Origin of the sequence: Nocardia sp. NPDC057668 (assembly GCF_042799795.1) — a bacterium.
GTDB lineage: Bacteria > Actinomycetota > Actinomycetes > Mycobacteriales > Mycobacteriaceae > Nocardia.
The window spans coordinates 2659708-2673267 of sequence record NZ_JBHVIC010000001.1 but is presented as its reverse complement, the minus strand read 5'-3'; the positions used below and the strand labels follow the sequence as shown (position 1 = coordinate 2673267).

The window sequence follows — 13560 nt, the reverse complement described above, 5'->3', positions numbered from 1 at the left end:
AACCCAGATCAGACCGGTGTATCGGTGACCTTCTGTGAAGTAGCCAAGAAGTCGCGAAGAATCTCCGCGAGCCGTTCGGGCGTCTCCACGTTCGGGCTGTGCCCGGCCTCGTCGATGAGTTCGAAGCGCGCGCCCACCGCGGTGTAGCGATCGCGGGTGCGCTGCCAGTCGTACATCCCGTCGTGCCGCCCGTGGACGACGAGCGCGGGCAGCTCGGTCATCTCCAGCTGGCGGTCCAGGGGATTGGCGGCCAGGGCCCGGCGGCGAACCGCGCTGACCTCCCGATAGGCCCGCCACGACATGGCCCGATGGTCGCTGATCATCTGCGCCGGACCGGGTACGGCGGCGTCGAGATCGAAGCCGCGTGCGAAGCCCTCGGACAGCGCGCGCCGCACCAGCGGCTCGGGGGCGAGGTGCTGCACCAGCATCGCGATCGGGGCGAACGCGAGCACGGGCGCACCCGGCGTGACGGTGAGATAGCTCAGATCCGGGGCCTGATCGATGATGACCACCTCGCTGACCCGCTCGGTGCGGGCGGCCACCGCGAGCGCGGCGTCCGCGCCCCAGGAATGACCGACCACCGCCACGTTCTCGATGTCCAGGGCGGTGAGCAGGCCCGCGAGCATGTCGCCCTGGCCGTCCTGATCGAAGCCGGAACTGCCTCCGGTGCACCCGAATCCGAGCAGGTCCGGGCGGATGACCCGGTAGTCGCCGGACAGCAGCGGGGTGAGCGCGTCCCACCAGTGCAGCGAGCCCTCGAAGCCGTGCAGCAGCAGCACCGGCTTGCCGTCGGCCGGCCCGTCCTCGCGCACGTGCACCTCGCGATCGAGGACCGGGATCATCTCGCCGACCCGTGTGCGTGACCTGGTTGCGCTGGACTTCATCGTCTTCACCCACCGACTGCTCGAAATGACATGACCGTCAGTGATCCTGCCATCCCGGGCGGGCGACGGGCCGGGGAGTGTCTCAGACGTGTGCGCCGGGCTCGTATGCCGGTGGCTCCCAATAGGTTTGCAAGCCTTCCCGCTGCGGGAGCCGTTCGGCCAGGCGCTCGGCGGCGCGCAGCACCTCGGGCCGGTCGATGAGCAGGCGGCCCAGGCGTTCGAGTTCGGGGCCGGTGATCACCCGGAGTGCGCCGCGGGTGAGGTTCGGGAATGCTCGGGCCACGCGGTAGCCCACCCACGATTCCGGGCGCAGCGGCAGTACCGCCTGATTGCGCGCGGCCGCCGCGACGATCTTGCGGCCCGCCTTGTCCGGGTCCATGCCCAGGTAGGTCATGGCCTTGATCATGGCCTTCTTCCCGATCTCGACCTGATCGCCGGTGAGGGTGGCGACCGCCGCGGTGGCGGGCAGATTCGTGGCGATCAGGCCGGGGCAGACCACGGTGACGCCGATGTGCTGGGCGGCCAGCTCCGCGCGCAGGGTCTCGCTGAAGTGCTTCACCGCGGCCTTGCCGATGCTGTACGGGCCGGTGAGGCGGGCGGGTGCGAAGGCCGCCATCGAGGCGATGTTCACCAGTTGCCCGCCGGTGCCGCGCTCGGCCATCTGCGCGCCGAATATCCGGCAGCCGTGGATCATCGCCATCATATTGATGTCGATGATGCGCCGCAGATCCTCGAGCGGGACGTCGAGAAATGGCCCGCCGACGATGATCCCGGCATTGTTGACCACCACGTCCGGCACCCCGTGCTCGGCGCGCACTGTTTCGGCGAACGCTTCGAGGGCGGGAGTGTCGGCGACGTCGAGCGCGTACGCGTGTGCCGAACCACCCTGTGCGCGAATCACTTCCACCGTGTCGAGCGCGGTGGCGAGATTGATGTCGGCCACGATGACCGAGGCGTCGCGCTGGGCCAGCGCCTTGGCGATGCCGCGCCCGATGCCGCTGCCGGCGCCGGTGACCACGGCGACCCGGGGGTGGAAGTTCGTCATCGCACGGCCTCCGTGTCGGCGGGGAACTCCGCGGGCAGCAGCCGCGCGAGGGTGTCGTCGACGCGGTCCAGCACGGCGTCGGGGACGTAGTGCGTCACCAATTCCACCAGCTGCCGGGTGTCCATGAAGCGCGCGGCCAGGCGAGCGCCCGCGGGGGAGATGCGGGCCGCGGTGCAGACGAGGCGGGCCTCGATCGGGGTGACGGCGATGGCGGGATTGCGCCCGGCGATGCGAACGATGTTGCGGCCGATCGTCTTCGGGTCGCGGGCGACCAGCTTGGCGACCAGCACCGAGATGTCGCGCCCGCGCGCGGCCATCCGCGGATCCAGGCCCACAACCTGGGCCGAGGGGTAGAAGCCGGTGTTGATGAAGGCCGGAAGCACCGCTGTCACACCGACTCCGGTGCCCGCGAACTCCAAACGCAGGCATTCGGTGAGCATCTGTGCCGCGGCCTTGCTGGTGCAGTACGGCGTGCTGAGCGGAATGGGCACCACCGCGGCCGGTGAGGTGACGTTGAGAATGCGCCCGCCCGCGCCGTCGTCGACCATCTGCCGTCCGAACAGCCGGCTGCCGTAGACCGGGCCCCAGAAGTTGACCGCCATGATGCGGTCCCAATCCTGGGCCGAGTGGCCGAGAAACGGTCCCGCCGTGGTGTATCCGGCGTTGTTGACCAGGACCGCCGGGGTGCCGTGGGCGGTGTAGACGTCGGCGGCGAACTCGGTCATCGCCTCGGGGTCCGAGACGTCCACCGCGTACGGGAAGCCCTGCCCGCCCAGTTCGGCGACGGTGTCGGCGGTGCGCTGGGCGCCGTCCTTGTTGATATCGCTGATCACCACCCGCGCGCCCTGTGCGGCAAAGCATTCCGCGGTCGCGCGGCCGATGCCGCTTCCCGCGCCGGTCACCACCACGAGCTTGTTCCGGAACTTGGACATGCACTCTCCTCGGCCTCGTCGCCACCGCTGAGCCGCGACACGGCGGGCTCACCGTCCCGACAGTCTACGCCAACTGTCCCAGACAGTGAAGAGGCGGCGTGCGGGGCCGCGGGAACGAGTCAGCCGCCGACCGGAGTCGGCGGCTGAGGCGGTGCGGAAGGCGCTGTGCGGCAGCGCCTTCGCGGGTGGTGCGATCGAGTGTCAGACGGCCGCGCCCTCGGGGACGTGATTCGCGAGTGCGACCGTTTCGGCGAGCAGGTCGGCGGTGCCGAGCAATTGCTGTTCGGTGTGCTCGGAGGTGATGAAGAAGCGGAGCCGCTCCTTGCCGAGGGGGACGGCGGGGGCCGAGATGGCGCCCGCGTAGACCCCGCGCTGCAGCAGCATGGCCGAGACGAATCCGGCGCGGATCTCGCCGGGAACGATGACCGGCACGATCGGGGTGCCCTGGGAATCACCGAGATTCAGTTCCCGCTCGCGCAGGGCGGTGTGGAAGAACTCGGCATTGCGCCACAGCCTGCTGATCCGCTTGGGCTCGGCGTCCATGACCTCGAGCCCGGCCAGGGCCGCGGCGATGGTGGAGGGCGCCGGGCCGCCGGTGAGCATGGCCACGCCGGGGGCGCTGGCCTTCATGGCGGCGATGAGGTCGGCGTCCCCGGCGATGAATCCGCCGCAACTCCCCAGCGCCTTGGACAGCGTGCCCATCCAGATGTCGACCTCGGACCCGAGCATGCCGTAGTGCTCGCGAATGCCGTGCCCGCGTGCGCCGAAGACGCCGAACGAGTGCGCTTCGTCGACCATCACGGCGCAGTCGAATTCCCGTGCGACGGCGGCGAGTTCGGCGACTCGGCCGACCGTCCCGTCCATGCTGTAGTGCCCCTCGAGCACCACCAGCGCGCGATCGAAGCCCGAGCGCGACATGCGCAGCACCGCGCGCAGCGACTCGGGGTCGTTGTGCCGGAAATTGATGCGGCGGCAGCCCGCCCACTGGGTGCCCGACACCACGCTGCCGTGAATGAGCGTGTCGCAGAAGGCCACATCGCCCTCGCCGAGCAGGAAGCCGATCACCCCGGCGTTGGTGAGGTAGCCGCTGGTGGTCACCATGGCGTCGCCGACGTCGTAGGTGTCGGCGAGCCTGCCCTCCAACTCGCCGTAGAGCGGGATCTCACCCGAGACGATGCGACTGGCCGAGGCCGAGGCGCCGTACTCGTCGAGCGCGTTCTTGGCGGCCTGCACCACCCGCGGGTGACTGGACAGGCCCAGGTAGTTGTAGGCGCTGAAGTTGATCAGGTCCCCGGTTGTCCCCTCGGCCCGGATGACGGTGTCGTTGGGGCTGGTTCGCGGCAGGAACACCGGGCTCGTCATGCCGGACTGCTCGCTCATCGACGCGATGAGCGCCCGCTTCTGCACGGCCGCGGCGACCTCGGGATGGTCGGTGAACTGCCGCCCGGGTCCGCGCGGGGCCCGCGCGGCCGCACCGGACGCGCCGGGCCGGGCCGCCGCTCCCGTGCGCACCGCCGGGCCGTTCGCGGACCCGGCTCCGGGCAGCGTGCCCGGCGCCGGGCGCGGGCTGCCGCCGGACTGCGCCGGAGTTCCGTTGCCCGCCAGGAGCTGACGGGCCAGGTCGCGAGCCGATGCGGTCATGCCTGCACCTCCGTGCTGTTCGTGGGGGCGGCGGACGCGCTCACGACGAGGTCTGCGCCGTCGGAAACGAAGTCCGCCACAGTCGAATCCGATGCGCCGGCGGCGAGGTCGGCGTCGGGCAGGGGCACGGGATCGGCCGTGCCCGACGCCGTCGCCGCGCTGTCGAGAGCCGGATCGGCGGCAATCGGGGACGCGGCCGCCGGCGACGGTTCCGCCGTCGCGATCGCGGGACCGTCGGGCGTGGCCGGCGCGTTCGCCGTGGCGATCCCCGTCTCCGAACCCGTGTCCCCGACCAGGAATTCGGCCGCCCGCGCGCCCGCCTGCTCGAGGGTGAAGGTACGGCCCATCTTGAGTGAGGTCAGGTCGATGCCGAGGGTCTTGCCCACCAGCGCGCCGAACTCGACGGCCATGAGCGAGTCCAGGCCGAGTTCGGGCACCGGAACCGTGAGGTCGATCGAGTCCGCGTCCACGCCCATGACCGTCGCCAACTGCTCGGCGAGCATGTGCGCCACCACGTCCCCGCGCTTCTGCTCGTCGAGCGCGCGCAGCGCGGCCACCAATTGCGAAGCCGCCGAGTCGTCTTCGGCCGCGGCCGCGATCTGCGCGGCGACCCGGGCGAGCATGCTGAAGTGCGGCGCGGTCGAGGCGACCTTGCCCCAGTCCGTCGGAATGATGGCGACCTGGTGGTGCAGGCCGAGTTCGAGCGCCTTGCCCAGGAATTCGGTGCCCTCGTCCATGGTGATGGAGTCGAAACCGGTGGCGACCAGGTAGCGCGCCACGGTCTCGTCCGCCTCGGCCATGCCGCCGCCGGACATATGGCCCCAGCCCACGGCCAAGGCCGTGCCGCCGTCGCGCACCACCACGTCGGCGATGGATTGCAGGGCGATGTTGGCCGCGGTGTACGCGTACTGCCCGACACCGGCGAAAATGGCGCTGCCGGAGGAGAACAGCACGAACATGTCGAGTTCGGCCCCGGCGGCGCCGATCGCGTGCCGCAGCGCCTGCGCGCCCTCGATCTTGGGCCGGAACACCGACTCCAGGCTCGCGCGGTCCATGACCGAGAGCCGCTTGTCGTCGACGATTCCGGCGGTGTGGAAGACGCCGCGCAACGGGTGCTCGGGGGAGTGCGCCCGGGCCACGACCGCGGTGATCGCCTCGACATCGGTCACGTCGACTTTCTCGACGGTGACCTCCACCCCGGCGTGCTCCCACGCCGCCAGCTGATCCCGGCTCGCCGCGCTGCTCGCTCCGCCGCGCCCGAGCAGCGTCAGCCGCGTCGCGCCGAGACCGACCAGCCAGCGTCCCACGGCCAGGCCGAACGCGCCGAACCCGCCGGTGATGAGGTACCGCGCCGCGGGATCGATCCGGACACTCGGAATCTGCGGCCGGACCAGCGGTGCGGCGTGCTCCAGGCTGACGGCGATTCGGCCGATCTTGGTGGAGCGCGCCACGTCCTCGAACGCCTTGGCCACCTCGTCGGTGTCGTACACCTCGAACGGCAGCCGCCGGTAGGTGCCCTCCACCAGGTGCGTCTCGACCCGGTTCATCAGCGCCACGCTCTCGGCCCGCCGCATGCCGAGCATGCGGTCCAGGTCGAAGGAGTGGTACGAGACGTTCTTGTCGAAGTACCGCAGGTCCAGCACGCCGCCGGTGTAGATGTCCGCCTTGCCGATCTCCACGATGCGGCCGAACTCGGCCACCGCCTTGAAGTTCCGGCGCAGGATCTCCCCCGGCGCGGTGCTGATCACGACGTCGGCGCCGCGCCCGGCGGTGAGCCCGAGCACGTCGTCGGCGAAATTCAGTGAGCGCGAATCGAGTACGTGATCGGCGCCCTGGTCGAGCACGTAGGCCCGCCGCTCGTCGGTGCTCGCGGTGCCGATGACCTGCGCGCCGTGCAGCTTCGCGATCTGCACCGCGGCCGAGCCGACGCCGCCGGCCGCGCCGTGCACGAGCACCACGTCTCCGGCGCGCACGCGCGCCAGTTCCAGTAGCGCGTGCTCGGCGGTGGCGAAGGAGACCAGATTGGTGCTGAAGCCCGGCCGCGATTCGGCGGGCACCTTGGACATGAGATCGCGCGGCGCGGTGTGGAACCGGCTGATCATGCCCCGGGAGGACAGCATGACCCGATCCCCTGGGGCGAGGTCGGTGACGTTCGCGCCCAGCCGGACCACGACCGCGTCACCCTCCATGCCGGGGGTGGTGCCGAAGTAGGTGCCGGCCAGGTCGTCGGCGCCGAGCACGCCCAGCACCTTGAGCGGGTCCTTGTAGTTCAGGCCCACCGCCAGCATGCGGACCTCGACCTCGTCCGCCTCCGGGGCGCGCCGGTCGCAGCCGCGCCAGCCCAGCCGGGACAGCACCCGCGACTTGGGCAGCTCGAGGGTGAAGTTGGCCTCCGGATCATGCAGCGGCACAGCCTGATCCAGGGCATCGATGCGGCCGGGCAGCGAGGCGTCCACGACCGGGACCCAGCGCAGTCCGGTGCGCAGGAAGACCTCGTCGGTGTCGTCGTAGCCGAAGGAACCGGGGATCGCGAGCTCGGCGTCCAGTTCCGCGTCGCCGGTGTCGGGCTCGACGTCGACCAGTCGCCAGCGCAGCCGGGGCTGTTCGTTGAGCAGGACGCGGCGTGCTCCGGCGAGCGCGGCGTGCGCCGGGTCGGGCGCGGTCTCTTCGTCCGGGTGCGCGAAGGCGCGCTCGGTGACCAGGGTGACGTGCAGTGAACCGTCGCCGGTCATGGTGACCTCGACGCCGCGCCGCTCCAGCCAGGCTTCCAGGAAGCCCTCCAGGGCGACCGCGAGCCGGCGCAGCGTCCACAGCGTGTCCAGATCCGCGAAGTCGTGCCCGGCCACCAGCACGAGGTGCAGGCGGTCGATGTCCGGAACCTCCAGGGCCGCCCAGAGGCGGTCCAGCACATCGGTTTCCAGGTCGGCGCGGGTCGGATCGCCGATCGCGAGCAGCTCGCCGTGCCGCGCGGCGGACGCGATGCGGGCCGCCCGTTCGCCGGTCTCGGCGCCGAGTTCGACGACGAGGGTGTGCACGGTGTCCGCGCCGGGCAGACCGGTGCGGTCCACGGGTTCCCGCATCTCCCAGCGGTCCTCGAAGAAGAAGTCCGTCATCCGTTGCAGCGCACCGCGACCCGGGGCGATGGAGCCGAAGCGCATGCCGATGATGCGCATGACCACCTGCTGCTCGCCGTCGAGCAGGTCGATGTCCGCGGTGGGCGCGGCGGCGGTGTCGAGCCGGGCAACCACGGTCACCTCCTCGGGAATCGCCCCGAACACGCGGACCTCGTCCACCCCGACCGGAACCATGGCGCCGTCGTCCTTGGCGCCGGTGCCGGCCAGCAGCGCGGCCACGCTCTGCAGCGCCGCGTCCACCACGCAGGGGTGCGCCAGATGTCCGGAGTCCCGGGCGATGGCCGCGTCCAGGGTCGCGAGCACGGTCGCGCCCGAGACCTTGACCGAGGTGGCGCGCTGGAACGCCGGTCCGTACTGCAGTCCGCGCGCGGCCAATCCGGCGTAGAAGGCGGCGGGATCGATGGTGTGCAGCTCGTCGGTGTCGGGCAGGTCGACCTTGGCGGATTCGAACGTGCCCTCCACCAGCCTGCCCGTGGCGTGCACCGTCCAGAGGGCGTCGGGGGTGTTGCGCGAGCGGATGGTGAAGCGCCGGGTGGCTTCCTCGACCTTCACCTCCATGGTGGGCACGGCGCCGTCGTCGATGATCAGCGGTGCGACGAAGCGCACCTGTTCCACCGCGACCCGGTTCGACTCGGTGCGCACCGCGGCCGCGCTCAGGGCCGCGTCCAGGTAGGCCGCGCCGGGCAGGATGCGGGCGCCGCCGACCACGTGGTCCGCGAGCCACGGCAGGGCTTCGACCCCGAGCTGCACCCGCCACGAGGTGGTCGGGTCGTCGGCGTTCGCGTCGCCGAGCATGGGGTGACCGCCCGGGGTGCCGTACTGCTGCTGCCGGAAGAACGGCAGTTCGGTGCGCAGGTGCGTGCGCTGCCAGGGGTAGCGCGGCAGGTCGAGGTGCGGGGTGACGAGGTCGGCGAACAGCGCCTCGATCGGCAGCACGCCCGCGGCGTAGAGCCCGGCCAGGGTCTGGCGCACGCTCTCGGCGTCGGCCTGCTTGCGGTTGAGGGTCGCCACGGTGGTGCCGGTCTCGCCCGCGCCGATCAGGATCTCGCGAATGTTCGCGCCCAGCACCGGATGCGGGCCGACCTCCACGAAGACGCGATTGCCCGCCCCGATGAGTTCGGTGACGGCGTCGGCGAACCGGACCGGCTGCCGCACGTTGGCGCACCAGTATTCGGCGTTCCAATCGGCCCCGGTGACCTGTCGGCCGGTGACCGTGGACAGCAGCGGCAGCGCGGGCTCGGACACGTCGAGATCGGCGAGCACCGTGCGCAGTTCGTCCAGGATCGGATCCATGAGGTAGCTGTGGTACGGCACCTCGACGTGCAGCAGCTTGGCGAAAACGCCCTGTGCGGTGAGGTCTTCGGCGATCGCGTCGAGCCGCTCGCGCGCGCCCGCCAGGGTGACGGCGCTGGGGCTGTTGACCGCGGCGATGTCGACCAGCGGGTCGCCGGCGATGAGTTCCTGCGCCGCGGCGGGAGTCAGGCCGACGGCCAGCATGCCGCCGGAACCGGCGGTCGTGGCCTGCAGGCGCGCGCGATGACAGCTGACCAGCAGCGCGTCGTGCAGCGACAGCATGCCCGTCACGTAGGCCGCGGACACCTCGCCCACGCTGTGGCCCACCACGGCGGCGGGCCGGATGCCGTGCTCGGCCAGCACCGCGAACAGCGCGACCTGGACCAGGAAGTTGGCGGGCTGGGCGATGGCGGTCTCGGTGACCCGCGACTGTTCCTCCGGCCGCGCCAGCTCCTCGAGGATGGACCAGCCGGAGATCTCCCGGAACACGGCGTCGATGCGCTCGGCCTCGGCGGCGAAAGTGCCCCCGGCGGCGAGCAGTTCGCGGCCCATACCCCACCACTGCGGGCCCATGCCGGTGAAGACGAACACCGGTTCGGCGACCTTGGAGGCGATCACCTTGGTGGCTGCCTTGCCGCCGCCGGTGGCGAATTCGACCAGGGCGGTGACCAATTCGGTGTCGTCGCCGAAGGTCAGCCCGGTGCGGAACTGGTGGTGGGTGCGGCGGGTCCACGCGGCCTCGGCGAGCGCGGCCGGATCCGCGCCGTCCGCGATCAACTCGGCGAAGCCGCGCGCCAGCTCGCGCGCGGCCTTGTCGGTGCGCGCCGAGAGCGGCAGCACGCCGAAGTGCCGGGGTTCGCGGCCCGGGTCCGCGGTGGGCACGTACTCCTGCAGGATGGCGTGCGCGTTGGTGCCGCCGTAGCCGAAACCGTTGACGGCGATGGTCATTCGCTCGACCTCGGGCCCCACCGGCTCGGCCTCGAGCTGGAGCCGCACCCCGAGCTCGTCGAACGGGATGTCCGGGTTGGGGGTGTCGAGCCAGCCCTGCGGGGCGATGGTGCGCTTGGAGACCGCCAGCGCGGACTTGATGATGCTCGCGATGCCGGAGGCGGCCTCGGTGTGCCCGAGCTGGGCCTTGACCGACCCCACGCCCACCGGCGCGGTACGGCCTTCGACCTGCCCGTACGCGCGGCCGATGGCGCGCATCTCCAGCGGGTCGCCCACGGGCGTGCCGGTGCCGTGGGCCTCGACGTAGGTGACCTCGTGCGGGGCGATCCCGGCCCGGGCGGTGACCGTCCTGGCCAGCGCTTCCTGCAGATCGGCGTTCGGGACGGTGATGGCGGTGGTGCGGCCGTCCTGGTTGGAGCCGGTCGCCTTGATCACGGCGTAGACCCGGTCCCCGTCGCGTTCGGCGTCGGCCAGCTTCTTGAGCACGACCATGCCCGAGCCCTCGCCGCGGCCGTAGCCGTCCGCGGCGGCGTCGAAGGGCTTGCTGCGCCCGTCGGCGGCCAGGAAGCCGCCCTTGCACATCGAGACGAAGGGTTCGGGCTGCATGAGCAGGGTGACCCCGCCCGCCAGCGCGACCGAGCAGTCGTCGTTGGCCAGCGCCTGACAGGCCAGGTGCAGCGCCACCAGCGAGGAGGAGCACGCGGTGTCCACCGTCATCGCGGGTCCGACCATGTTGAGCGCGAACGCGATTCGGTTCGACAGCATGGTGTACGACGCGCCCGCGGCGGTGTGCATGTCCACGTACGGCAGGGCGGCGGTCGTGTTGGAGACCGCGAGCTGATCGAGGGTGAACGCGCCCACGTAGACGCCGATCGGCGCGCCCGCGATGCGGCCCGCGATGCCGGCGTCGTCCAGGGCTTCCCAGGCGACCTCGAGCACCAGGCGCTGCTGCGGATCCATGGCCGCGGCCTCGCGCGGTGAGATGCCGAAGAAGTCCGGGTCGAAGGCCCAGGGATCGCCGGTCATGAAGGCGGCGCGCCTGGTGTACATGCGGCCCGGCGTGCGCTTGTCCGGGTCGTAGTAGCGCGTGTAGTCCCAGCGCTCGGCCGGGATCTCGGTGACACCGTCGCGCTTATCGATAATGAAGTCCCAGAACGCTTCTGGGGAATCGATACCGCCCGCGTATCGGCACCCGATTCCGACAATGGCAATATCAGACACGACGACTCCTCGGCAAATCGGATCGAAACTGGCATTCCCCCCGAGACGTGGGTCGACTCCCCACGGTGTGTTTCCGCTGAACGGCGCGGTCAGTCGATGCCGACCGGAACCGGCGGCCGCAGTACGAAATTCATCTCCGGGCCCCTGCGCCCGATCTTGGCCCTGCGGACGAACTCGAATCCGAAAGCCTTGTAGTAGCCGACATTCGCGTCCTTGCAAATGCCGCACACCGCCGCCTGTTCGCGGTCGGATTCGGCCGCGAGCCACCGCACCAGCGCCCGGCCCACCCCGGAACGCTGTACCCGCGGCTCGCAGCCCAGGTAGACGAGATAGTTGTGGGCCGTGGCCGGTGTGGTCTCGGCGATGGTCGCGTCCACATCCATGCCGCGCCCGGTCGCCCCGGCCATGGCCCACAACAGTTGTGGCCCGGAAATCGCTTCCCGCCACAGGGATTTGCCGTATCCGGCCGGGTACCAGAGCATCGCGCCGACGATCTCGTCGTCGATGGTGGCCACCGCCGCGCCGCCTGCGGGCAGGAAGCGGTGCCGGATCATGATGCGCAGCATGCGCGGTGACCTGCGGTGCCGGTCGGCCGGGTCCGGAAAGACGTAGTCCTCGATCGGGTCGTCGGTTGCGAAGGCCCGCGAGATGATGCGCGCCATGTCGTCGATGTCGTGCTCGGTAGCACGGCGAAAAACCGGTGCGCCCAACTGATTCAAAGCCGTCCCTCTACCCTGTGCCGCCCACTGCCCGACAGGCGTCGCGGGGCTGCCGCACGCCTACGGGCCGACCCACCTTGCGATGCTACTGATCGGTAGTACTGGTCAGTAGGTTACACGCGCTCGATCGGGGTGGCAGCGGTAGTTGTTGTGGCATAAAACAATTCATGACCTATTGCCCATCCCGCCGACATGGCCTAGAGTCGCGCGATCGAAAAGCATTGGAGTGCAATGCTATTGGCTGGGACAGTGTGAAGTCCGAGCTATTCGGTGGGTTGACTGGTCAACCAGTGCGATATTTGTCCGAATTTGCGCGGAGTGGCAATGGGGCGGCCTCCGACACTCCGGGACACCGCCCGTGCGCGATGAACCCCGGATGGCCGCCCGGCGAAGTCCCGCGGGCGATCGCATCGGCCTTCGGGGGTTGTCGCCCGCATTCGATGCCCGTGATGTCACACTTGTCCATGCCGCGTCATCTATTGCTCGAGTTGATCACCATTCCGCTGTTCACCGGCGTCATCGGGTACATCACCAACTGGACCGGCATACTCATGCTTTTCGAGCCCATTCGCTTTCACGGCTTCCGGGTACCGGGCCTGCGCTGGGTCTACCCGTACCTGCCGCGCCGGATCCAGGTCCTGCCGCTGCTGTCCCACGACGGCCGCTTCGGCTGGCAGGGCATCGTGCCCTCGCGCGCGGAGAAGATGGCCAGCATCGCGGTCGACAAGGGGCTGTCCAAGCTCGGCAGCATGGCGGACTTCTATCGCGAGCTCGACCCGGACAGCATCGCCGAACAGCTGGTCGATCTGATCCGGCCGCAGATCCCCGGCATCGTGCACCGCATCATGGTGCGGCGCAATCCGCAGCTCTGGTACAACCTGCCCGCCTCGGCGCGCGAACTGATCTACCGCCGGGTCGCCGAACAGCTGCCGGTCAGCGCGCGCGACATCACCACCGGTATCGGCGAGCACATCGAGGAGCTCATCGACCCCAAATGGATGACCATCCGCCACCTCACCGCGCATCCCCGGCTGATCAATCGCATGTTCCGCGAGATCGCGGCCAACGAGCTGCGCTTCATGCAGAATTTCGGCTTCTACTTCGGCTTCCCCATGGGTTTCCTGCTGGTGGGGATCCTGCACTTCTGGCCGTACTGGTGGGTCCTGCCGCTGGGCGGGGTGGTGATCGGCTACGTCGTGAACTGGGTCGGCATCACCATGATCTACGAGCCGCTGACCCCGCGCTGGTGGGTGCCGTGGCGGCAGGGCCTGATGCTGCGGCGCCGCAACGAGATCGCCGACGGCTACGCCGAGATCATCGCGGGTGAGGTCATGACACCCCAGCGCATCGCACACGAACTGCTGGCCGGCCCGCGCGCGGATCGCACGCTGTCACTGCTGGAGTCGGTGATGGGCGCCTCGGTCGACGAGGCGGCGGGCCAGGCGCTGCACGCGGTGCGGTTCTCACTCGGCCGCGCCGGGTACGAGCGAATCAAATCCGACGTGACCCCGGAACTGCTGCTGCTGACCGAGACGGCGTTCGCCGATCCGGATTTCCTCTCGGCCCAGAGCGCGCGCGTGCGCGAGTACGTCGCCGTGCAGATGCGCGCGCTGGACCGCAAGGACTTCGTGGAACTGCTGCGCTCGGCGACCCGGCAGGACGAGTGGCTGCTCTTCGTGCACGGCGCGGCCCTGGGTGTGGTGGGCGGATTGATCCACCTCGCCATTTTCGGTGTGTGAGCGT

Annotated in this window: 7 protein-coding genes; 1 reads left to right on the top strand and 6 read right to left on the bottom strand. The window is 70.3% G+C overall.

All coding sequences use genetic code 11. From position 1 onward, the window contains the following. Positions 1–8: 8 nt before the first annotated feature. From ACFVBH_RS12225 to ACFVBH_RS12200, 6 genes are all read right to left on the bottom strand, one after another. The gene (locus ACFVBH_RS12225; protein WP_354984550.1) at positions 9–884 is read right to left on the bottom strand and encodes an alpha/beta hydrolase; all 876 of its coding nucleotides are present in this window, start codon (positions 882–884) and stop codon (positions 9–11) included. Between the two features lie 82 nt (positions 885–966). Next, positions 967–1929 (bottom strand): SDR family NAD(P)-dependent oxidoreductase, encoded by a 963-nt coding sequence (locus ACFVBH_RS12220; protein WP_379001350.1) that lies wholly within the window; start codon positions 1927–1929, stop codon positions 967–969. After that, complete coding sequence (locus ACFVBH_RS12215; RefSeq protein ID WP_379001349.1) at positions 1926–2861, bottom strand: SDR family NAD(P)-dependent oxidoreductase; 936 nt, start codon at positions 2859–2861, stop codon at positions 1926–1928. Before ACFVBH_RS12215 ends, ACFVBH_RS12220 begins: the two co-directional genes overlap by 4 nt. Before the next feature lie 201 nt (positions 2862–3062). Further along, a complete protein-coding gene (locus tag ACFVBH_RS12210; protein WP_379001348.1) occupies positions 3063–4502 on the bottom strand; it encodes an aminotransferase class I/II-fold pyridoxal phosphate-dependent enzyme in 1440 nt (479 codons plus the stop codon). After that, complete coding sequence (locus tag ACFVBH_RS12205) at positions 4499–11098, bottom strand: SDR family NAD(P)-dependent oxidoreductase (RefSeq protein ID WP_379001347.1); 6600 nt, start codon at positions 11096–11098, stop codon at positions 4499–4501. The genes ACFVBH_RS12210 and ACFVBH_RS12205 overlap by 4 nt, the downstream gene beginning before the upstream one ends. An 89-nt stretch (positions 11099–11187) precedes the next feature. Beyond that, positions 11188–11817: a GNAT family N-acetyltransferase gene (locus ACFVBH_RS12200; protein WP_354990330.1), complete on the bottom strand. Its 630-nt coding sequence runs from the start codon at positions 11815–11817 to the stop codon at positions 11188–11190. Between the two features lie 449 nt (positions 11818–12266). Here ACFVBH_RS12200 and ACFVBH_RS12195 point away from each other — a divergent pair, with 449 nt between their 5' ends. Beyond that, positions 12267–13556 carry a hypothetical protein gene (locus ACFVBH_RS12195; protein ID WP_354990331.1) on the top strand — a complete coding sequence of 430 codons (1290 nt, stop codon included), beginning with the start codon at positions 12267–12269 and terminating at the stop codon, positions 13554–13556. Positions 13557–13560: the final 4 nt, after the last annotated feature.

What these genes read in the sequence shown, in the direction of transcription:
- ACFVBH_RS12225 (WP_354984550.1), bottom strand. Translation starts at nt 884, where the DNA reads ATGAAGTCCAGCGCAACCAGGTCACGCACACGGGTCGGCGAGATGATC.
- ACFVBH_RS12220 (WP_379001350.1), bottom strand. Translation starts at nt 1,929, where the DNA reads ATGACGAACTTCCACCCCCGGGTCGCCGTGGTCACCGGCGCCGGCAGC.
- ACFVBH_RS12215 (WP_379001349.1), bottom strand. Translation starts at nt 2,861, where the DNA reads ATGTCCAAGTTCCGGAACAAGCTCGTGGTGGTGACCGGCGCGGGAAGC.
- ACFVBH_RS12210 (WP_379001348.1), bottom strand. Translation starts at nt 4,502, where the DNA reads ATGACCGCATCGGCTCGCGACCTGGCCCGTCAGCTCCTGGCGGGCAAC.
- ACFVBH_RS12195 (WP_354990331.1), top strand. Translation starts at nt 12,267, where the DNA reads ATGTCACACTTGTCCATGCCGCGTCATCTATTGCTCGAGTTGATCACC.